Source organism: Brenneria sp. L3-3C-1 (genome assembly GCF_016456245.1).
Lineage (GTDB): Bacteria > Pseudomonadota > Gammaproteobacteria > Enterobacterales > Enterobacteriaceae > Brenneria.
The window spans coordinates 842,830-862,730 of the sequence record NZ_JAEMHF010000001.1; the positions used below are offsets into that span (position 1 = coordinate 842,830).

Annotated in this window: 22 protein-coding genes and 1 tRNA gene; 12 read left to right on the plus strand and 11 right to left on the minus strand. The window is 53.0% G+C overall.

Annotation, left to right across the window (positions count from 1 at the left end):
• Positions 1-51: 51 nt before the first annotated feature.
• From pdxY to anmK, 5 genes are all read right to left on the minus strand, one after another.
• Positions 52-909, minus strand: a complete 858-nt coding sequence (gene pdxY, locus JG725_RS03845; protein WP_199376655.1) for a pyridoxal kinase PdxY — start codon at positions 907-909, stop codon at positions 52-54.
• A gap of 93 nt (positions 910-1,002) precedes the next feature.
• Positions 1,003-2,280: a tyrosine--tRNA ligase gene (tyrS, locus tag JG725_RS03850; protein ID WP_199376657.1), complete on the minus strand. Its 1,278-nt coding sequence runs from the start codon at positions 2,278-2,280 to the stop codon at positions 1,003-1,005.
• A 211-nt stretch (positions 2,281-2,491) separates the two neighbouring features.
• On the minus strand, positions 2,492-3,175 hold the full coding sequence (gene pdxH, locus JG725_RS03855) for a pyridoxamine 5'-phosphate oxidase (RefSeq protein ID WP_172289328.1): 684 nt from the start codon (positions 3,173-3,175) through the stop codon (positions 2,492-2,494).
• A 167-nt stretch (positions 3,176-3,342) separates the two neighbouring features.
• Entirely contained in the window at positions 3,343-3,654 is a 312-nt protein-coding gene (locus tag JG725_RS03860; protein WP_199376659.1) for an MliC family protein, read from the minus strand.
• Between the two features lie 108 nt (positions 3,655-3,762).
• Positions 3,763-4,875, minus strand: a complete 1,113-nt coding sequence (anmK, locus tag JG725_RS03865) for an anhydro-N-acetylmuramic acid kinase (RefSeq protein WP_172289326.1) — start codon at positions 4,873-4,875, stop codon at positions 3,763-3,765.
• 341 nt (positions 4,876-5,216) lie between these two features.
• Between anmK and JG725_RS03870 the strand changes: the two genes are divergently transcribed.
• Entirely contained in the window at positions 5,217-5,684 is a 468-nt protein-coding gene (locus JG725_RS03870) for a glycine zipper 2TM domain-containing protein (RefSeq protein ID WP_172289325.1), read from the plus strand.
• Positions 5,685-5,823: 139 nt separating this feature from the next.
• On the opposite strand, the gene slyA is transcribed toward JG725_RS03870, so the two are convergent.
• Together slyA and JG725_RS03880 are read right to left on the minus strand one after the other, a co-directional pair.
• Positions 5,824-6,261, minus strand: coding sequence for a transcriptional regulator SlyA (slyA, locus tag JG725_RS03875; protein ID WP_172289324.1), 438 nt, complete (start codon positions 6,259-6,261; stop codon positions 5,824-5,826).
• Between the two features lie 171 nt (positions 6,262-6,432).
• On the minus strand, positions 6,433-6,672 hold the full coding sequence (locus JG725_RS03880; RefSeq protein ID WP_172289323.1) for a DUF1289 domain-containing protein: 240 nt from the start codon (positions 6,670-6,672) through the stop codon (positions 6,433-6,435).
• Between the two features lie 351 nt (positions 6,673-7,023).
• Between JG725_RS03880 and gloA the strand changes: the two genes are divergently transcribed.
• Both gloA and rnt read left to right on the plus strand, forming a co-directional pair.
• A complete protein-coding gene (gene gloA, locus JG725_RS03885) occupies positions 7,024-7,434 on the plus strand; it encodes a lactoylglutathione lyase (protein ID WP_199376661.1) in 411 nt (136 codons plus the stop codon).
• A 127-nt stretch (positions 7,435-7,561) separates the two neighbouring features.
• Positions 7,562-8,233, plus strand: a complete 672-nt coding sequence (gene rnt / locus JG725_RS03890) for a ribonuclease T (protein ID WP_172289321.1) — start codon at positions 7,562-7,564, stop codon at positions 8,231-8,233.
• 105 nt (positions 8,234-8,338) lie between these two features.
• Here the strand turns inward: rnt and JG725_RS03895 are convergent, their stop codons facing one another.
• The gene (locus JG725_RS03895) at positions 8,339-8,689 is read right to left on the minus strand and encodes a Grx4 family monothiol glutaredoxin (RefSeq protein ID WP_172289320.1); all 351 of its coding nucleotides are present in this window, start codon (positions 8,687-8,689) and stop codon (positions 8,339-8,341) included.
• A gap of 339 nt (positions 8,690-9,028) precedes the next feature.
• On the opposite strand from JG725_RS03895, the gene JG725_RS03900 reads away from it, so the two are divergent.
• Positions 9,029-9,859 (plus strand): C40 family peptidase, encoded by an 831-nt coding sequence (locus JG725_RS03900; RefSeq protein WP_199377208.1) that lies wholly within the window; start codon positions 9,029-9,031, stop codon positions 9,857-9,859.
• A gap of 126 nt (positions 9,860-9,985) precedes the next feature.
• Here the strand turns inward: JG725_RS03900 and JG725_RS03905 are convergent, their stop codons facing one another.
• Positions 9,986-10,075: a YnhF family membrane protein gene (locus JG725_RS03905; protein WP_121575788.1), complete on the minus strand. Its 90-nt coding sequence runs from the start codon at positions 10,073-10,075 to the stop codon at positions 9,986-9,988.
• A 389-nt stretch (positions 10,076-10,464) separates the two neighbouring features.
• Here JG725_RS03905 and purR point away from each other — a divergent pair, with 389 nt between their 5' ends.
• Together purR and cfa are read left to right on the plus strand one after the other, a co-directional pair.
• Positions 10,465-11,496 carry an HTH-type transcriptional repressor PurR gene (purR, locus tag JG725_RS03910; RefSeq protein ID WP_172289319.1) on the plus strand — a complete coding sequence of 344 codons (1,032 nt, stop codon included), beginning with the start codon at positions 10,465-10,467 and terminating at the stop codon, positions 11,494-11,496.
• 342 nt (positions 11,497-11,838) lie between these two features.
• Positions 11,839-12,999, plus strand: coding sequence for a cyclopropane fatty acyl phospholipid synthase (gene cfa / locus JG725_RS03915; RefSeq protein WP_172289318.1), 1,161 nt, complete (start codon positions 11,839-11,841; stop codon positions 12,997-12,999).
• Between the two features lie 94 nt (positions 13,000-13,093).
• Here the strand turns inward: cfa and JG725_RS03920 are convergent, their stop codons facing one another.
• On the minus strand, positions 13,094-13,729 hold the full coding sequence (locus tag JG725_RS03920) for a riboflavin synthase subunit alpha (RefSeq protein WP_199376663.1): 636 nt from the start codon (positions 13,727-13,729) through the stop codon (positions 13,094-13,096).
• A gap of 307 nt (positions 13,730-14,036) precedes the next feature.
• Here JG725_RS03920 and JG725_RS03925 point away from each other — a divergent pair, with 307 nt between their 5' ends.
• Both JG725_RS03925 and JG725_RS03930 read left to right on the plus strand, forming a co-directional pair.
• Entirely contained in the window at positions 14,037-15,407 is a 1,371-nt protein-coding gene (locus tag JG725_RS03925; protein WP_199376665.1) for an MATE family efflux transporter, read from the plus strand.
• A 199-nt stretch (positions 15,408-15,606) separates the two neighbouring features.
• A tRNA-Val gene (locus tag JG725_RS03930) sits at positions 15,607-15,683 on the plus strand.
• A gap of 90 nt (positions 15,684-15,773) precedes the next feature.
• On the opposite strand, the gene JG725_RS03935 is transcribed toward JG725_RS03930, so the two are convergent.
• Positions 15,774-16,400 (minus strand): TetR/AcrR family transcriptional regulator, encoded by a 627-nt coding sequence (locus JG725_RS03935; protein WP_330527508.1) that lies wholly within the window; start codon positions 16,398-16,400, stop codon positions 15,774-15,776.
• A 224-nt stretch (positions 16,401-16,624) separates the two neighbouring features.
• Between JG725_RS03935 and JG725_RS03940 the strand changes: the two genes are divergently transcribed.
• Genes JG725_RS03940 through JG725_RS03955 form a run of 4 tightly spaced genes read left to right on the plus strand, consistent with a single transcriptional unit; the run spans position 16,625 to position 19,837 of the window.
• On the plus strand, positions 16,625-16,828 hold the full coding sequence (locus tag JG725_RS03940) for a hypothetical protein (protein WP_199376669.1): 204 nt from the start codon (positions 16,625-16,627) through the stop codon (positions 16,826-16,828).
• Positions 16,825-18,414, plus strand: a complete 1,590-nt coding sequence (locus tag JG725_RS03945; protein WP_199376671.1) for an MFS transporter — start codon at positions 16,825-16,827, stop codon at positions 18,412-18,414. The genes JG725_RS03940 and JG725_RS03945 overlap by 4 nt, the downstream gene beginning before the upstream one ends.
• 12 nt (positions 18,415-18,426) lie before the next feature.
• Positions 18,427-19,437, plus strand: a complete 1,011-nt coding sequence (locus JG725_RS03950) for an HlyD family secretion protein (RefSeq protein WP_199376673.1) — start codon at positions 18,427-18,429, stop codon at positions 19,435-19,437.
• 58 nt (positions 19,438-19,495) lie between these two features.
• On the plus strand, positions 19,496-19,837 hold the full coding sequence (locus JG725_RS03955; protein WP_172289311.1) for a DUF190 domain-containing protein: 342 nt from the start codon (positions 19,496-19,498) through the stop codon (positions 19,835-19,837).
• Positions 19,838-19,901 lie beyond the last annotated feature (64 nt).

Here is a 19,901-nt window from a genome sequence, read left to right on the forward strand (position 1 = left end):
GAGTAAAGCGCGCGGCGAGTCGCCATGCGCTTTATTTTATTATCCGTGACGCTACAAACGTAGCGCCTGAAAATGATGACGCGGATTCGCGATGCCTTCCTGAGCGGCGACCAGTTGCAGTTCATAGGCGTTCATTTCTTTGGTCATCAGCATAACCTCGTAAACCGCCGACGTGGTGTGCTCCAACGCTTTATCCAGCGCAACGCCCTTGAGTAAATTCACCAGCAACACTCCGCTGGTCAAATCGCCGACGCCGACGGGCTGACGTTCAAATTCAACCAGCGGACGGCTGATGTGCCAGGCATCCGTCGGCGTCACCAGCAGCATTTCAAAACTGTCATGACGATAAGCCGCCCGGCTGAGATGCTTGACCAGCACAATTTCCGGGCCTTGCGCGCATAGCGCCCGAGCCGCCGCCACCGCTTCTTCCACATTATGTACGGTATGACCGCTGAGCAGCTCCAGTTCAGGCAGGTTGGGCGCAATCATATCGGCAGCCTGTAACGACCGGCGGCAATGGAACTCCGACACGCCCGGCGCCACGATACACCCTTTTTCCGGCGTTCCCATTACCGGATCACAGAAATAGAGCGCCTCGGGATTCGCCGTTTTGACCCGCCGGACAATCTCTAAAATATGCTCGCCCTGTTCAGCCGAACCAATGTAACCGCTCAGCACCGCATCGCAATCTTTCAGACGATCAATATCCGCGATGCCTTGAACGATCTCGGTTAAATGACTGGCGGGCATAACGCAACCGGTCCAATGGCCGTATTGCGTATGATTGGAAAACTGCACCGTATTCAGCGGCCAAACGTTTGCGCCCATGCGCCGCATCGGAAATTCGGCGGCGCTATTCCCCGCGTGTCCAAAAACAACATGTGACTGAATAGAAAGTATATTTTTCATTACGTATGACTCAAATCCTTGCCTGCGCAACTGCGCATCAATAACGGCTGACAAAATACAGGGAGCTTTCGCTCCCTGTCGGCCTGCCCTTTTTTATGCTTTCCAGCAGATCAGGCAGTAATGCTTTTTACCGCGACGCAGCAAAGTATAACGGTCAAACAGACGATCGCCGTCACTGAACGCATACTCGGGATTGGCTTGTTTTTCACCGTTGATCGTCACCGCATTGGAGGCGATCATCGTGCGGGCCTGACCGCGCGACGGCACCAGCTCGGCGCTGACCAGCGCCTGTTGCAAATCGGCATTCCGCTCCAGCTCGACGAACGGCATACCGTCCTGAGCCAACTGGGCAAAATCTTCCTGCGTCATATCCTGCAAGGAACCGGAAAACAGGCTCTGTGTGATGCGGCGTGCCGCGGCCAATCCCGCTTCGCCATGCACCATACGGGTCACTTCTTCCGCCAGTACGTGCTGAGCGCGCGGCGCCTTACCGCTGTTTTTATCTTCTTCTTCCAGCGTATCAATCTCTCCCAGGCTCATGAAGGTAAAGAACTTCAGGAAGCGATAAACATCGGCGTCGGCCGTGTTGATCCAGAACTGGTAGAATTTATAAGGACTGGTTTTGCTGGCGTCCAGCCAGATTGCGCCGCCTTCGGTTTTACCGAACTTGGTGCCGTCAGTTTTGGTAATCAGCGGCACGGTCATGCCGTAAACCTGTTTCTGATTCATTCGGCGGGTCAAATCAATACCGGACGTAATGTTGCCCCACTGATCGGAGCCGCCGATTTGCAGTTCGACGCCGTACTGCTTATTCAAAGAGGTGAAGTCATATCCCTGTAGCAGATTGTAAGAAAACTCGGTAAAGGAGATCCCCACATCGTCACGGTTCAGACGCTGCTTAACCGCTTCTTTATTAATCATCTGATTAACTGAGAAATGTTTGCCGATATCGCGTAGGAAATCCAGCACATTCATATTGCCGAACCAATCGTAGTTGTTGGCCGCAATCGCGCTGTTTTCACCGCAGTCAAAGTCCAGGAACGGAGAAACCTGACGGCGGATTTTCTCCACCCATTCACGGACGGTTTCCTCAGTGTTCAGTTTACGTTCCGTTGCTTTAAAGCTGGGGTCGCCAATCAGGCCGGTCCCGCCGCCTACCAGCGCCACCGGTTTATGCCCGGCCAACTGGAAACGTTTCAGGCAAAGCAGCGGCACCAGATGCCCCAAATGCAAGCTGTCAGCAGTAGGATCGAAGCCGCAATACAGTGCAATCGGCCCTTGCGCCAGCCGCTCTGACAACGCTTCCTCATCCGTCACCTGAGCAATCAGGCCCCGCTCTTGCAATTGTTTAATCAGGTCACTACTCGCCATCGATAACTCCGTTTTTATGCAAAATGTGTCATTGTCCCGCCAAGGCAACCAGCTTGCCGGTACATATTAATAGGTATACGCATCCCGTTTAAATCAAGGCTGAAACGCCAAGCTAATCGCGCAATCCGGGCAAACACGCCGCAGGCGCGAAACGCCATAGGATAAAGCGCTCACGGCGGGAGCGCCAGAGTTTAACCAGGATATTTCAAGATTAAGGCGCTAAACGATCAACCTGCCAGCCATCATTTTGCCGTTGATAGAAGAACCGGTCATGCAGACGGTGCTCGCCGCCTTGCCAGAACTCCATGGCGTCGATAGTCACGCGGAAGCCGCCCCAGAAACTCGGCAGCGGCACTTCGCCCTGCTGAAATTTCTGTTTTAACTCCAGAAATTTGCTTTCCAGAATGCCGCGGGCAGAGATCCGGCTGGACTGTTTAGACACCCACGCGCCAATCTGACTGTCTTTGGGGCGGCTGTGGAAATACTTCAGCACGTCCAGCGCGGGCAGTTTCTCGGCACGGCCCAACACCATGACCTGCCGCTCCAGCATATGCCAGGGAAACAGCAGACTGATTTGTGGGTTGTGCATCAGATGCTGCGCTTTGCGGCTGCCCATATTGGTGTAAAACACCATGCCCTTTTCATCATAATGTTTTAACAACACGATACGCTGATAGGGTTGTCCCCGTTCATCCACCGTGGCGACCGACATCGCCGTGGGATCGGCCAGCTTCGCTTCACACGCCTGTTTTAACCAGCGCTCAAACAGATCCAGCGGGTTATCGGTGAGGTCTCTGCGGCGCAGTCCCCCGCGGGTATATTCACGGCGCAGATCGGCAATATCGAGTTCCTGAAAGGAAGGCGTGGTGCTGGAGGGCGTACTTTCCTGTGTCATAGTGTGATGATGTCCTGCTGTGGCAATAACGACTCGAAAGAGGATATGAATTTTATTATTCTGCGCCCGCGCCCGGAAAATCTCAATCAGCAACAACGCAGTCCGCCGGCCGCCGGTCAGAATCAATCCGTTCGGCCGCAATATGCGCTGTTTGCCCTATGGCATCATCATTTCAACATGCAGTCATCAACGATGACCCGTTCACCGCGCTGAATAAAGGCATGGTTTCCCTTGCTCCAGAAAGTATAGGTTCCGTCACTGTATCTGGCTCCGGAGGCGGAGACCGATTGCGGTAAGGTGTGGCGCTCCCCGTCAAGCAGAAAGCTGACCTGCGAGGCCGATTTATCCTCCTGTTGTATCGTTACCGTCAGCGGCATCGTGCCGCACTGGTAAGACAAGGTTCTAACCGATTGTTGATGACCAAAATAGCTGCATCCGCTTAATAGGATCAGCACCGCCCCTGTCAGCAGTGGTTTCATTATTTTCTCCTGTTTTCTGATGTCAGTGAAATGCGCGCCGCAACGGCAACATCTCCACTGTTAGCAGTTTAACAATAGGTTAGTTAATGAAACCTCAGCAAAATCCGATTAGTCCGTCATGGCGGGATAAATGGCCCCTAACACCGTTTCCTGACTAGCGCCGGTAACGGATGGCAGATTTCCCGGTAAGCCCGATAGGGTTCGCGACGCCAGCCAGGCAAAAGCCAGCGCTTCCATATCATCGCCGCTGACGCCGAACTCATCCGTCGTACTGACTTCTATACCGGGCAACAGCGCCGAAAGCCTGGCCATAATAAGGGGATTGCGGGCGCCGCCGCCGCACACCAGTAATCGCTCGCACCCGCCGCTCAGCAGCACCTGCTCGGCAATACTCATCGCCGTCAGTTCAACCAGCGTAGCCTGAACGTCCGGAGGCGATATTGGCGGCAGACCCGCCAGCCTTTTCTCCAGCCAGCCCAGATTAAAATATTCGCGCCCGGTGCTTTTCGGCGCCCTGAGCGAAAAATAGGGATCGGCCATCATGCGGCGTAACAACAGCGGGTGAACCTGCCCCGTCATCGCCCATTTGGCGTCTTTATCGTAGGGCTGCGCGCAATGACGCCAGATCCAGGCGTCCAATAGCATGTTTCCCGGACCGGTATCATAACCGCGTACGGCGGCGCCCGGCGCCAATAGCGACACATTGGCGATACCGCCGATATTGAGCACAATGCGCCGCTCGACCGGGTGCTGCAACAGCGCATGATGAAATGCCGGCACCAGCGGCGCGCCCTGCCCGCCATACGCCAGATCGCGGCGGCGAAAATCGCCCACGGTGGTAATACCGGTCATGGCGGCAATACGGTTATTATCGCCAATCTGTAGCGTACAGGGCGCTTCGCCCGTCGGCTCGTGCCAGACGGTCTGCCCGTGGCAACCGATAGCCGTAATATCGCGCGCGCTCATTCTGGTTTGTTTGAGCAGCGCCAGCACGGCCTCTGCGAACACTATGCCCAGACGAGTATCCAGTTGCCCAAGCGCAGACAGCGTGACCCTCTGCCCCTGACACATCCCCAGAATCGCCTTTTTGATATCCTGCGGTAGCGGATGGCAATAGCTGGCTTGCTGTGCCACAGTGTATTCATCAATAGCGGCCATCACGACATCAATACCGTCGAGGCTGGTGCCTGACATCACACCAATGTATCTGCCTGATCTCATTTCCTGACCTTTTCCCCGCGGGATATAAGAAAACTCACCATTGAAAATTGGATTACGACAAAAATAGCATTTTAAAACACGGGATTATTATATTTTTTGTGTTTTGTTATCTCGGGTGAATTTTTGTTAAAAAATAGTCGATTGACGATCTTTTTTAACAAGAAACGAATTTGGCGGATTTTGCTCTCCGTTTACTCTCAATTTAACAACACGATTATATTCTGCAAAAAAGCGTAAAAATAGTGGAATGGAGCATTAAGCCAGACCATAATTTGATTGTATAACATTCGTCGGCCAAGGCTCAGCCAACCCGACATATCGCCATTACAGGAGTATTGAATATGATGAAGCGTTTGTTTGTGGTTACCCTGGCGGGTATCACACTGGCTGGTTGTGCCAATACCAGTACGCTTTCAGGAGATGTTTACAGCGCCTCCGAAGCCAAACAGGTGCAATCCGTCACCTACGGTACAATTGTATCGACACGTCCGGTACAAATTCAGGCGGGTGAAGATTCCAACGTCATCGGCGCCCTTGGCGGTGCGGTTTTGGGGGGCTTTCTGGGGAACACCGTCGGCGGGGGAACCGGTCGTAGTCTGGCAACGGCCGCTGGCGCGGTTGCAGGCGGCGTAGCCGGTCAAAGCGCGACGGGCGCGATGAACCGCACTCAAGGTGTTGAGCTGGAAATCCGTAAAGACGACGGCAGCACCATCATGGTTGTTCAAAAACAAGGCAACACAACTTTCAGCGCCGGGCAGCGTGTAGCAATGGCGAGCAACGGCCGCAGCATTACCGTCTCTCCCCGCTAATCCATAACAGCCATCACCACCTGCACGGGTGGTGATGGCTGTCAATAATTAAGTCTCTGCCAAAAGACGATCAATAATAAACGTAGCTAACATTGCCGAAATTTATTTCTTTTCCTCAAAGACTATTTTGGGTAATTAACTAAGAATGACTCTCATGCAATGCCAGTATATTTTGTTCCAACCGCGCAACCAACGAGACTAATTCATCGAGCTGTTCGGGAGTGATGCCAAATAAAATCTCGTTGCGGGTATGGCTAATCACATCATTAACCGCTTGTATTATCGGATCGGCGGCTTCAGTAAGCAGTATACGTTTAGCACGTCGGTCATGTGAGCATACGTGTCTGGTAATCAATCCCTTTTCTTCCAGTTGGTCCAATGTACGGACTAATGAAGGCTGCTCGATCCCGATAGCTTTGGCCAGTTGAATCTGTGACTGCCCCGGCGGCAGATGATATATATTGTGCAGGGTTACCCAATGCGTTTGGGTCAGCTCAAGTGGTTTTAACCGATGATCAATTAATGCGCGCCAGACGCGCACTAAACGGGCTAAATCAGATCCTAATGGCAATTCCATAACCTCTCCTTATAATTAGCATGCTAAGTTATATCCCTGGATTGCAATCAATTCTGATTTATAAAAAATAGAAAAATAGCTTTTATTATTTTAGAAAAAAGGATTCTAGCAAATAAAAGTCTCTTAAAAATGATCTTGAGCTTATTTTATTCAGTGACTGTTTAGCTAACGTTAAAATAAAGACGGCTGCTGCGGCTCTTCGGCCTGCTTGACGTTCTCCATTCGCTGCGAACGTTTCCATCTCTGCCTGCACAAGCGCAGGACATCCTGTTTCTGGGCATCACTCATCTGCCCCCAGGCAAAACGCTCATTACGACTGCGAAAGCAACCGCGACAAAAGCCGCGCGCATCAGCCTGACAAACGCCACGGCACGGATTGGGAACAGCAAAGAGTTCAAGTTGCTCTGGCACCGTACCTCCTTTCTTTTACTACAGGGTTATTGAAGCTCTGTTCTCACTCTCTGGCAAGCCCTTGCTAACGATAACGAGCAAAATAATTAGGTAGCCCTTGTAATTTCAAACGATTTTTCCGCGCCGTTATGCGGCCTCCCGGCGCGATCTTCCCGCCTTACAGCCGATAAAAGGCCGCCAGAAGCGATGTGCTAACATAATTATGCCCCGGCAACGGCGGGTCGCCAGGCTTGCTGCTTTTCCCGGCAATGGCTTGGACTCAGCATATCGACAACGCTATACTTGCCTCCGGTCAGCTTTTTTCCGTCATGTTGCCGTTAATTACAGTAGCCAATCGAGGAAATTGAAATTATGCGCCTACTTCACACTATGCTGCGTGTTGGTGATTTACAACGCTCCATCGACTTTTATACCAAAGTGCTGGGTATGCGATTGCTGCGTACTAATGAAAATGCAGAGTATAAATATACCCTGGCGTTCGTCGGCTATACCGAGGAAAGCGAAGGGGCGGTCATTGAATTGACGTACAACTGGGGCATAGAGAGTTACGATCTAGGCAATGCGTACGGTCATATCGCTCTGGGCGTCGATGATGTCGCCGCCACCTGCGATCGCATTCGCCAGGCGGGGGGAAATGTGACCCGCGAAGCCGGTCCGGTAAAAGGCGGCACCACCGTCATTGCGTTCGTTGAAGATCCGGACGGTTACAAAATCGAGCTGATTGAAAGAGCGCAATCAGGTCAGGGAATTGGCAATCAGTGACGCTTTACTGGTGCCTGACAGGCACCAGTCCTTTATATGCGCCAGGCCCGGGTAAGCGGGGAATACTGCATCTCTCGCCGAAATTTGCCATAATGCGCGCTGCGTTTTGCTAAAGATTAAGAGACTAATGGCTGATAAAAATGACCTGAACGCCCTGAGCGGTCGTTTCCGCGGGTTTTACCCGGTAGTGATCGATGTTGAGACTGCCGGGTTTAATGCCAAAACCGATGCATTACTGGAAGTTGCAGCGGTAACATTAAAAATGGACGCTGATGGATGGCTACAGCCGGATGACACCATGCATTTCCACGTTGAGCCGTTCGAGGGCGCAATATTGGAACCCGCCGCGCTGGCGTTTAACGGCATTGACCCCACTAACCCATTACGCGGCGCGGTCAGCGAGTATGACGCCCTGCATGAAATTTTCAAAGTCGTGCGCAAGGGCATAAAAGATCAGGGATGCAACCGAGCAATTATCGTGGCGCATAACGCAACCTTTGATCATGGCTTCATGATGGCTGCGGCTGAACGATGCAGTTTGAAGCGCAATCCTTTCCATCCTTTCGCCACGTTTGACACGGCGGCGCTGAGCGGCCTGGTCTTGGGGCAAACCGTTCTCGCCAAAGCCTGTCTTGCCGCCGGGATCGCTTTTGACTCCAGCCAGGCGCATTCCGCACTTTACGATACCAATCAGACTGCGCTGTTGTTTTGCGAACTGGTTAACCGCTGGAAACGGATGGGCGGATGGCCTATCGCTTTTGACGAAAACCAATCAGCAACCACCTCCGTTGCCAGTTAAACCGCATTAAAAAAGACAGGGTAGCTTTCGCCACGCTGTCTTTTTTTCATCCCGCCGCAATTTTATCCGCATTGCATATGCAAGCGTATGCGACTCCCGCTGGATTTATTCCTGCCCTTCCTGCTGAGATTTATATTTTTCCGCTGTTTCTTTAATCAGCGGCTGTAACTCGCCGCGCTGATACATTTCAATAATGATGTCACAGCCACCGACCAATTCACCGTCGACCCACAGCTGGGGAAACGTCGGCCAATTTGCGTACTTAGGCAATTCGGCACGGATATCCGGGTTCTGTAGGATATCGACATAGGCGAAACGTTCGCCACAAGCCGACAACGCCTGTACCGCCTGTGCGGAAAACCCGCAACTTGGCAATTTAGGTGAACCTTTCATATACAGCAGAATCGGGTTTTCAGCGATCTGGCGCTGAATTTTTTCAATTGTCGTTGTCGTCATTCTCTTGCTTCCTTAACCTATAGGATGGCTAACGTCATGTTCATTAACCATAAGCGCTATCAGATGTGCCATTACAGCGCCATCCACTCAATGATATTGTACCGAGAGCGGCCGCCACAAAAAAACGCTATTTTTTGTAGGGATATATTTTCCCCTAGCGTACACCGCTGTTGATAAATTCACGGCAGAAAACGATGATAAATCCACCGAAAAACCATCATTAACTTTTTTTCACTATTCTGTATACACAAAGTGGTCATTCCCACTTTTTTATACGGCCGTTTTCGGGAATACTGTTCCGCTTGAACGATTTAAGGATTAAATTCGGCCATTTTCATGATGCGCGTGTTTATTGCTATTTTTATATTATTTTTCAGTAATTTACTCCCGAGCATAGCTCAGGCGACGCCGCATACGCCAAAATCATCGTCACCAAAAACCAGCGTAGGCGCCGTACCTGATGACAATCATAAAAAAAACAAACACCCCGGAAACAGCCGCAAAGCGAATACGCCGCATCCTGAGATCAATAAAGTTAAAACCGTCCGCACGACGCAGCATAAACCGCAGCAAATCGCATCAAGAACAAAGAACAACACCCCGGCGTTAATTAAGACCGGCCTCAAAAAGTCGCAGACGAAAAACGGGGTAAGACTTTCCTCGTCGAACGCCAGAGTAAAACACGGCCTTAAAAACACCGATCTAAAAAACCGGAAAAGCGAAGAGAAAGGATTGGCATTAAGCGCCGCGCATAAAAAACGCTATCAACAAGCCAAATTAACGGCGATGAACAAGCTGATGAGCCAGGTGGGAAAACCTTATCGCTGGGGCGGATCATCGCCTTTTACCGGTTTTGACTGTAGTGGTTTGGTTTATTACGCCTACAAAGACGTGGTTAAAATCCCCATCCCCCGCACGGCGAATGAAATGTATCATTTACGCGATGCGGCGCCGATTCAGAAAAGCGAATTGGAAAGCGGCGATTTGGTTTTCTTCCGCATCAACAATCGCGGCGTCGCCGATCATGTCGGGGTTTATCTGGGCAACGGGAAATTCATTCAGTCGCCGCGTACCGGCTCGGATATTCGCATTAGTAAACTGAGTGAGGATTACTGGCAGGATCATTATGTCGGCGCACGGCGCGTCGTCACTCCTCAGACCATGCGCTGACGCTGGCTCAGAGAGGGCACAACAAGCTAAACTGCGAGGCAGAAAGAATTCAGGCATGTTTTCACACCGTAAAACATGCCTGAGTAAATAGTGATAGCGTTAAACGGCGGAACGCCCCAACGCCAATTAATTCAGTACCGCGACAAAACTAAAGACAATGATCATCGCCAGCGCACCAACGGTGGTCAGCAACGACATCTTCAGGTCAGTATCCATAGGTGTCTCCTTTGCGCACACAAGTTATCGGAAGAAAGTATTGACCATCTTTGGAAGCTCAGCCCCAACCTCGGGTAAAAAACCGCTTAATGACGATAGCGATTCTTCCATAGTTTGAAAGAAAAATCTTATACCTATGTATCAATAATAGTATAAATTACCGCTTCCACTTTGGTGGCAAATCGGACAAAATCCGCTGTTTAACGACGCGCCGCGTAGTATTCGAAAAATAGTGGTCGAAAAACGTCAACCTTGCCCCTTCAGGTATAACATTCGGCATTCTCCTTCTGAAATCCTGTTTTTTCACTAAGAAAGAGAACGATAAACGCAGGCAAACGATTAACAATATACTTACGACTGTAATAAGTGCGTTCAGGAGTTATTTTTACATGGCAACGATCAAAGATGTGGCGAAACGCGCCGGCGTTTCTACCACAACCGTATCACACGTGATTAATAAAACACGTTTCGTCGCCGAAGAGACCAAGGCTGCCGTACGCGCAGCCATTAAAGAATTACACTATTCGCCCAGCGCCGTCGCCCGCAGTCTTAAAGTTAATCACACTAAATCCATTGGTTTGCTGGCGACGTCAAGTGAAGCTCCCTATTTTGCGGAAATCATAGAAGCCGTTGAAAACAGTTGCTATGCCAAAGGCTATACGCTGATTTTATGTAATTCGCATAACGAGCTTGATAAACAACGCGCCTATCTTTCCATGCTGGCGCAAAAACGCGTCGATGGCTTGCTGGTCATGTGTGCGGAATATCCACCCGAATTGCTCGCCATGCTGGAAAACTATCGCAGCATTCCGATGGTGGTTATGGATTGGGGTCAGGCGCACAGCGATTTTACCGATACCATTATCGATAACGCCTTTGAGGGCGGTTATATGGCGGGCCGTTACCTTATCGAGCGCGGTCATCGGGACATCGGCGCCATCCCCGGCATTCAAGAGCGAAATACCGGCAGCGGGCGCTATCTTGGTTTTTTAAAAGCGTTGAACGACGCCGATATTCAGATTCATGATGAATGGATCGTTCAGGGCGATTTCGAGCCGGAATCCGGCTATAAGGCGATGCACCAAATTCTGGCGCAGAAACACCGGCCGACGGCGGTGTTCTGCGGCGGGGATATTATGGCGATGGGAGCGATCTGCGCCGCCGATGAACTGGGGCTGCGCGTTCCTCAGGATATTTCGGTGATTGGCTACGACAATATCCGCCATGCCCGCTTTTTTACCCCGGCGCTGACCACCATTCATCAGCCCAAAGAACGGCTGGGGCAATCCGCTTTTTCCATGTTGCTGGACCGTATCACCAGCAAGCGTGAAGATGCCCAGGTTATCGAAGTACACCCTACCCTGATTGAGCGCCGTTCCGTTGCCGACGGTCCCTTTCGCGACTATCGACGTTACTCCTGATAACAGACGAATTTCTTATATCACGCGGCAAGATGCTTGATACCAACAACTGCTTCAGTCAATTTATACTTGTACCCCGACTGAAGCAGTCATAAACTATTTATGATTTTTTGTGACAACAATTCTATTTATCACTATCTTTTAGTGTTAAGCGCATAGGGAATGTGCGTTTTTATCTTAAGGATAAGTGCCCCTACGTATTTGCGTACCGGCTTTTCTCTTCAATTTCCTCTGACGATTCAGAGAGTAGACGATGGGCGATCCCCACCGATACCGAGAATAGGTAAAAATTGTCTATGTTTTCCTTGCGGTTTCATCATGAAAGCAAGGTAGGGAGAAGTTATGAGTTCATCATGTATAGAAGATGTGGCGGAGCTTGACCGCCATAACACATCCTGGTTCCAAATTGTGCGGGAAATGCTGGCTATCGCTGATATCAAAATCAACGGTTCCCGCCCTTTCGATATCAAAGTTAAAAATCCTGATTTTTTTAAGCGCGTATTGCGTGAAGGATCATTGGGATTGGGTGAAAGCTATATGGATGGCTGGTGGGAGTGCGAGAGACTAGACATATTTTTTCATCGCGTATTACGCGCCGGATTGGATGAAAAAATCCCCCACCATCTCAAAGATATCTTGCGCATCGCTGCCGCACGGCTGATAAATTTACAATCCAAAAAGCGCGCCTGGATAGTCGGCAAAGAGCACTATGATTTAGGCAACGACTTATTTTCGCTGATGCTGGATCCCGCGATGCAGTACTCATGCGGCTACTGGAAACAGGCGTCCACGCTGGAGCAGGCTCAGCAAGACAAGCTGGCGATGATCTGCGAAAAGCTGCAACTCAAACCAGGAATGAAACTGTTGGATATCGGCTGTGGCTGGGGCGGATTGGCGGAATTTGCCGCTCGCCGGTATGGCGTCTCGGTCTGCGGCGTCACCATTTCCAAAGAACAGCAGAAGCTGGCGCAGGAGCGCTGCAAAGATCTGGATGTCACCATTTTGCTACAGGATTATCGCGATCTGAATCTGCAATTTGATCGGGTCGTCTCTGTCGGGATGTTTGAACATGTCGGGCCGAGAAACTACGACACCTATTTCCGTGTCGTCAGAAAAAATCTTAAAGCAGACGGATTATTTTTACTGCACACCATAGGCGCCAAAAAAACCAACGCCGAAGTCGATCCCTGGATTAATAAATACATTTTCCCTAACGGCTGCGTACCTTCAGTACAACATATCGCGCACGCCAGCGAACCTTATATGGTGATGGAAGACTGGCATAACTTTGGCGCCGATTATGATCGCACCCTGATGGCATGGCACGAGCGTTTCCAACAATCCTGGCCTGAGCTTTCCGAGCGCTACTCCGCACGGTTCCGTCGCATGTTCGGCTACTATCTCAATGCCTGCGCCGGCGCATTTCGCGCCCGTAACATTCAGCTTTGGCAAGTGCTGTTCAGCATTGACGGTATCGAAGGCGGCGTGCGCGTTCCACGCTGAACGGATTTTGACAAGGCCGTACGGGAACCTTTTCCGAACGGCTTGCTTTTGCTAGCCAAACGCTTAACGCCGCGCCAGCGTTTTTTTCGTCAGCCTACTCTTCCGACGTAACCGGAGCCGGCTGCCGGTTGGCTAATACCCGTTCAACCGTATCGACGACCGCTTGTGTTTGCGGGTCGATTTCAATATTCACCCGATGCCCCAGGCGCTTTTGTCCCAGCGTGGTGCGGTTCAGCGTCTCAGGAATCAAATGCACGCAGAAACGGCTGCGGGTGACTTCCCCAATCGTTAGACTGATGCCGTCAATCCCGATAAAACCTTTGTGCAGCACATACTTCATCAGTGATTCGTCAGCCAGCCGGAACCAAATCTGGTGATTATTTTCCGACACCAGAATTTTCACCACCTCTGCGGTACAGATGATATGACCGGACATCACGTGTCCACCGATCTCATCACCATATTTTGCCGCCCGCTCAACGTTTACCCGATCGCCTTCGGCGATCTCTCCCAGATTGGTCAGCCGGAGCGTTTCTTTCATTAAATCAAAACTGACGCGATCGCCTTTCACTGAGGTCACCGTCAGGCAGCAGCCATTATTAGCGACGGAAGCGCCGGGAACCAGTCCCGACAATAATTCGGGCGGCAGTTGAATAACATGGGTACGAAAATTTGATTTTTCATCAATGGACACCACCGGCGCGGTGCCTTGAACAATACCGGTAAACATACGGCTTGCCTCTTAAAAACGATGTAAATGAAATAGGTGCTAAACGATACCGATAGCACGCTCATTGCCGATTGCTATAAATGACTGTTATGCAGTGTGCCCCAGATTAAGTTGAAAACCAAACCCATTACCGAAATCGGCGAGTATGTTAATCGGCCAGTCGCCTTCGGTTAATTTATTCTCCGGCAAGCTGGTTTCCGGCCGACAAGTCGTTACAATACCAGCCTCGTCTCGGGCTGAGACAGAATTGTATTTATCCACGATTAATTATTCCGCTATCCGGTTCGTCAATTCAAGGAAGGTGTTTGTGCAGAAGTATCGGTCAGAAGCGCGTAATTTATTGGCGCTCGCGGTTCCTGTCATTATTGCGCAAGTATCTCAGACATCCATGGGGGTGGTCGATACCATTATGGCCGGCGCCTACAGCGCCACGGATATGGCCGCCGTCGCCGTCGGAACGTCCATCTGGCTGCCCGCCATTCTTTTCGGGCATGGATTATTGCTGGCGCTGACGCCGGTCGTCGCGCAGTTGAATGGGGCCGGCCGTCGGGAGCGCATCGCGCATCAGGTTCAACAATCTTTCTTTCTGGCGCTGCTCGCCTCGCTTCTCATCATGCTGGCGCTGTATCAGGGCGAATACGTCATCAACCTGATGAATGACGGATCGCCGGAACTGGCGAAAAAAGCGATTGGCTATCTGCATGCGCTGCTGTGGGGGGTGCCGGGCTATCTGTTCTATCAGGTTTTGCGCTGCCAGTGCGAGGGATTGTCGAAAACCAAACCGGGGATGGTCATTGGTTTTATCGGACTTTTAATCAATATTCCCATTAACTATGTATTTATCCACGGTAAATTCGGTCTGCCGGAACTGGGCGGGGTTGGCTGCGGCGTGGCAACCGCAACCGTTTACTGGATCATGCTGTTGCTGCTGTTAGGCTACACCAAACGTGTAGCCTGGTTGCGCGATATTAAATTGCCGCGTCGATTCAGGCCCGACTGGCACACGCTGAAGCGCCTGTTTACTCTCGGCCTGCCTATTGCGCTGGCGCTGCTGTTTGAAGTTACCCTCTTTGCCGTGGTGGCGCTGTTGGTGCTTCCGTTGGGGGTGGTGGATGTCGCGGGCCACCAGATCGCGCTGAACTTCAGTTCACTGATGTTCGTGCTTCCCCTTTCCATCGGCGTCGCCACCACCATTCGCGTCGGTCACCGGCTGGGGGAAGGCGCCGTCGAACTCGCCCGCATCGCCGCCTATACCGGTCTGATGACCGGCGTGCTGTTTGCGCTCTGCACGGCGATTTTCACCACCTTGTTACGTGAGCCTATCGCTCTGCTTTACAATCAGGATCCGGCCGTGGTAGCGATGGCATCCCACTTAATGTTACTGGCCGCCGTCTATCAAATCTCCGACGCAGTACAGGTTATCGGCAGCGGGGTGTTGCGCGGTTACAAAGACACCCGCTCGATCTTTTACATCACCTTCACGGCCTATTGGGTACTGGGGCTGCCCAGCGGCTATCTGCTGGCGCTAACGGACCATATCGTTCCCCGCATGGGCCCCGCGGGTTTCTGGTGCGGATTTATTATTGGCTTAACCGCCGCCGCGATCATGATGATGACCCGGATCCGCTGGCTTCAGCGCCAGCCAGCGGCGCTGATTTTAGCGCGGGCGGCCCGTTAACCCCGGTTTCAGCCGCGACGAACGCGGCTCTTTGCGCCATAAATGATGGAAAAACCAGCGGAATGAATACAAGTGCAGCAGCCGCGCCGTCCGAGGGAACAAAATTGCATTTTTCCCCTTGCCAGCCGCAGTATAGCCCGCTAATATTCGTCCCGCTGTCAGGCTGACAGCCTGATTTTCAAAGAATTTATCCTCAAATGCGTTCTTAGCTCAGTTGGTTAGAGCACCACCTTGACATGGTGGGGGTCGATGGTTCGAGTCCATTAGAACGCACCATTTTTTGTTCCGCAGACATCCCCTAATGACCATAGATCGTTAAATAAATTACGCCCCTACTTGCCATACCCCTTTCCGGCAACGGCGCAATCATGCGCGCGCGACGGCGAATCGGCCGAGAAAAGTATCTACTGCCAGCCGTACCCACCGGTCCAGTTGCTCGACGGAGGGCCGCGACCCCGGATGCAGCAACCCCTCCAACTGCCCTTCCGTACGCACCATGCCGATGAATAACGACGCTGCGGTCTCGGCGCCGATGGCGTGGATGTCGATATCGCCGGCCCGCGAGGCTTCGCTTAAGCACTCCGCCACCATCGATGTGACCACTTTGGGGCCAGCCAGATAGAAATGCCTCCCGGCCTGGGGAAAACGCGGGGCCTCCGCGACAACCACCCGGAACAACGCCACGCCAGTATCAGACAGCACGATATCCAGATAGGCTCTGCCGATATCCGTCAGTGTTTTATTAAGATCGTTTGGGGCCGGTTGTATCGCCCTGACGGTCGCCGCCATCGACGCACACTGGCACTCGATCATCGCCATGAACATGGCTTCTTTACTGGGAAAGCAGGCGTACAGCGTTTTTTTGGAGACGCCGGCTTCGCGCTGGATCATATCCGTGGTCGCAGCGCTGAAGCCATGGGTCAGGAACACCGATGCCGCGGCGCGCAAGATGACGGGCGTCTTGTCGCGATGGGGATAAGCAGATTCGCACACAGGGAGCTCCAGGGGCACAGTAAACTTCAGGTTTTGGCAAGTATACCTGCCGGTATCCATTCATAAAACCCATTGATGATATCAATATTAGCCAATTGACGGCGCTTGTCTTGAACTGTAGGATACCGACCGGTTTCCACACATCAAGTATTTCGTAATATCCCCTTTCTTTTTGACGTTTAAATGAAGAGACCAGTCAGTACCGTCTCGGTTTGAGGAATTAAATGAATCGTCCTGCTCGATACACACCGTTGTATCAAGGCCCCCCTGCGTTGGTTGCTCGATTACGGGCAGAGTGCGCCGTTGTCCCCTCGGGGCAGATCCTGTCCATCGGCCCGACATCAGCGGCTCTGCGTTTCGACGCAAGCCGGGAGCGCAACGGCGTCGCCAACCGTTGCGATGCGGCTTCGGCCAAGGCGTTATCATGAGCGCCGCAATATCCGCGCCGGCTCCCGCCGTCTCGCCGGCGCAGCCGGTTTTTGGTATCCGTCTGACCGTCGGTCTGCTGGGGGTTCTTTTGGCCGCTATGATGGCGGGCCTAAGCAGTCGCGTTCCCGCACTGGTATTGGTTGATATACAAGGAGGGCTGGGTTTCGCTAAAGATGATATTTCCTGGCTCTCCACGGCCTATTCGGCCGGCGAGCTGGCTGCTATGCCGTTTGCCGCCTGGTTCGCCATCACGTTCTCGATGCGCCGCTTCCATTTGACGATGCTGGCGGCGGCGCTTACGCTGGCCGCCGTGCTGCCCTTTATTCGCGATCTGCACGTACTGCTGGCGCTGCGCGTTCTGCACGGCCTGTGCGCCGGATCGCTGGTGCCGATTCTGATGATGGCCGCCCTGCGTTTCCTGCCGGCGCCGATTCGGTTGCACGGCCTGGCGCTGTTTGCAATGACGGCCACGCTGTCGCCCAATGTCGCGCTCTGGCTGGCCGCCTTGAGCGTAGATCATCTTGAGAACTGGCGATGGGCTTACTGGCATGTGATCCCGCTCGGGCTGCTCGCCATGGCTATGGTCGGTTGGGGTATTCCCAAAATGCCGACGGCGCTGCCGCGGCTGAAACAGGCTAACTGGTTCGGCATGATGTTCGCCATACCCGGCCTGATGCTGCTGGTGGTGGGTATCGACCAAGGCGTGCGTCTGGACTGGCTCCACTCGCCCGTTATCGTTGCCGCGCTCGGTGTCGGCGTCGGCTTCACGGCGCTGTTCCTGGTGAGTGAGTGGTTTCACGCTGCGCCGTTCGTCCGGCTGGACTTGCTAAAGCGCCGCAACATCTGGCTGGGCTTCATTTCTCTGACCGGCCTTCTGGTGGCGATGTTTGCCGGTGTTGGCCTGCCGGCAAATGCGCTTGCCACTCTGCATGGTTTTCGTCTGCAACAAAGTGCGCCACTGGGTCTGATGGTCGGGCTTCCGCAACTGGTGCTGGGCTCCTGCGTGGCGATGCTGCTGTATCGGCGCTGGGTCGACGCGCGCCATGTCTTTGCGGCCGGGCTGGCATGCATGGCCGCTGCGTGCTGGTTAGCCTCCGGCATCACGGATGAATGGATGGTGCGGCAGTTTCTGACCGCCACACTGCTGCACGCCATTGGGCAACCGCTGGCGATGGTCGCCATGCTGTTTCTTATCGTCAGCGTCGTGCAGCCGATGGAAGGACCCTTTCTCGCCGGCTTGGTCAATATCGTGCGGGTCATCAGCACCATCCTGGCCGGAGCATTCACCGGCCAGTTGAACGTGGAGCGCTCCCGATTCCACTACGAGACGCTGCGCGATCGGGCCGGCAACCTCATGCCTCACTGGGCCGGCTTTGATACCACGCCCGCCGAACTGGCCGAGCAGATTGCAAGGCAAAGCAGCGTTCTGGCCGTGGCGGACGTCTATCGTGCGATCGGCCTCATGGTGCTGTTGCTGATCCCGCTCGTACTGAAGTTTCAACACATTCCGGCGCCCGTGGTGCCTCGCATTGTTCCATCCGTTCCATCGGCCGCTCAAACTGACGCGGCCGCCAAAATAAGCTAAAGAAAAGTGAAAATGACTAAAAAAAATCATCTGCAAATCATCATCGCGCTTGTTGCCGCCGTCGTTCTGACAGCCGCATTTTTTATACTCAACAGGCCGGAAGCCAGCGCCTCCTCGCAAACTACGGACGATGCCTACGTGCGGGCGGATTTAACGGTGATAGCTCCCCAGGTTTCGGGCGTTATCACCACAGTATTAGTCGATGACAATCAACACGTAGAGAAAGGCGCGCCGCTGTTTCACATTGACGATCGCGAATTGATCGTCGAGGTAAACAATGCGCAAGCCGCCGTCGATAGCCTCCAGGCGCAGTTGGATCGCCAGCAAAGCGTGATCGCACAGGCGCGTTCAGTCGTAGCCGCATCGAGCGCCAGTCTCAAGTTGGCCGAAAGAAACCATCAGCGCTTCGCCGACCTGGCGCGTAATGGATCGGGCACGGTGCAGGCGCAGCAGCAGGCCGAAGCGGAACGGGCCGTGCAGCGCGCCGCTTATGAACGCGATCAGGCCGGATTGCGTTCGGCCGAACAGCAAGTGACGATCCTGCGCGCCGAGCTTGAAAAGGCGCGGGCGCAAAAAGCCAATGCGGATCTGAAGCTGTCCTATGCCAGCGTGACCGCGCCGGTTGCCGGCATCGTTGCCCAGAGTCATGTGCGGGTCGGCGGCTATGCGCAGACGGGCGAATCCCTGCTCACCCTGGTTCCGCTGGACAAAGTCTATATTGAGGCCAACTTCCGTGAGACTCAACTGGCCCGCGTGCAGATCGGCCAATCGGTTGACATCACGGTGGATGCGCTGCCCGGGGTACGACTCAAAGGTAATGTTGAAAGCGTAGGGCCGGCCAGCGGCGCAAGTTTTTCGCTGGTGCCGGCTCATAACGCCACGGGTAATTTCACTAAAATCGTTCAGCGTCTTCCCGTCCGTATTCAATTGCAGAACGGGCAGAAAGATGCGCAAAAGCTGCGCGTGGGTATGTCGGTCACGCCGACCGTTCGTGTCAAAAGCGCCGAATCAACGTCAACGTAAAGGTAGATCGGACGCTGACGAAAACTACCGGGTCAACTTACTTCTTTCAGGGGGAAATATGCACGGCTATCAAATTACTTTCTTTACCCAGCAGGATCGCATGTATGGTCGTCTGCCGCTTGCTCAATGGCTGATTGAGGAAGCCAAACGTCAGGGCCTGCGCGGCGCTACGCTGAATGGCGCCCTTGAAGGGCTGGGGCATGATGGCGCACTGCATGCGGTCAATCTCTTCGATTTGTCGGATCAGCCGGTTCAGGTAACGCTGGTGGTAACTGAAGAAGAGGCCCAACGTTTTCTACAGCATCTGGATACAGCGCAAATACACCTTTTTTACGTCAAGGTCGCCGCTGAGTTTGGGACGCTGGGCGCGGCCCCGGCGGCGGGAAAAACCAGGGGCTAACTCATCGGCCAAGGGAGAACGGATATGCAACGCCAATACCGCGTGAGTATCGAGCATCGTGCTG

Coding starts and splice junctions, on each gene's coding strand:
- pdxY (WP_199376655.1), bottom strand. CDS start 909: ATGAAAAATATACTTTCTATTCAGTCACATGTTGTTTTTGGACACGCG.
- tyrS (WP_199376657.1), bottom strand. CDS start 2,280: ATGGCGAGTAGTGACCTGATTAAACAATTGCAAGAGCGGGGCCTGATT.
- pdxH (WP_172289328.1), bottom strand. CDS start 3,175: ATGACACAGGAAAGTACGCCCTCCAGCACCACGCCTTCCTTTCAGGAA.
- JG725_RS03860 (WP_199376659.1), bottom strand. CDS start 3,654: ATGAAACCACTGCTGACAGGGGCGGTGCTGATCCTATTAAGCGGATGC.
- anmK (WP_172289326.1), bottom strand. CDS start 4,875: ATGAGATCAGGCAGATACATTGGTGTGATGTCAGGCACCAGCCTCGAC.
- JG725_RS03870 (WP_172289325.1), top strand. CDS start 5,217: ATGATGAAGCGTTTGTTTGTGGTTACCCTGGCGGGTATCACACTGGCT.
- slyA (WP_172289324.1), bottom strand. CDS start 6,261: ATGGAATTGCCATTAGGATCTGATTTAGCCCGTTTAGTGCGCGTCTGG.
- gloA (WP_199376661.1), top strand. CDS start 7,024: ATGCGCCTACTTCACACTATGCTGCGTGTTGGTGATTTACAACGCTCC.
- rnt (WP_172289321.1), top strand. CDS start 7,562: ATGGCTGATAAAAATGACCTGAACGCCCTGAGCGGTCGTTTCCGCGGG.
- JG725_RS03895 (WP_172289320.1), bottom strand. CDS start 8,689: ATGACGACAACGACAATTGAAAAAATTCAGCGCCAGATCGCTGAAAAC.
- JG725_RS03900 (WP_199377208.1), top strand. CDS start 9,029: ATGCGCGTGTTTATTGCTATTTTTATATTATTTTTCAGTAATTTACTC.
- JG725_RS03905 (WP_121575788.1), bottom strand. CDS start 10,075: ATGGATACTGACCTGAAGATGTCGTTGCTGACCACCGTTGGTGCGCTG.
- purR (WP_172289319.1), top strand. CDS start 10,465: ATGGCAACGATCAAAGATGTGGCGAAACGCGCCGGCGTTTCTACCACA.
- cfa (WP_172289318.1), top strand. CDS start 11,839: ATGAGTTCATCATGTATAGAAGATGTGGCGGAGCTTGACCGCCATAAC.
- JG725_RS03920 (WP_199376663.1), bottom strand. CDS start 13,729: ATGTTTACCGGTATTGTTCAAGGCACCGCGCCGGTGGTGTCCATTGAT.
- JG725_RS03940 (WP_199376669.1), top strand. CDS start 16,625: ATGAATCGTCCTGCTCGATACACACCGTTGTATCAAGGCCCCCCTGCG.
- JG725_RS03945 (WP_199376671.1), top strand. CDS start 16,825: ATGAGCGCCGCAATATCCGCGCCGGCTCCCGCCGTCTCGCCGGCGCAG.
- JG725_RS03950 (WP_199376673.1), top strand. CDS start 18,427: ATGACTAAAAAAAATCATCTGCAAATCATCATCGCGCTTGTTGCCGCC.
- JG725_RS03955 (WP_172289311.1), top strand. CDS start 19,496: ATGCACGGCTATCAAATTACTTTCTTTACCCAGCAGGATCGCATGTAT.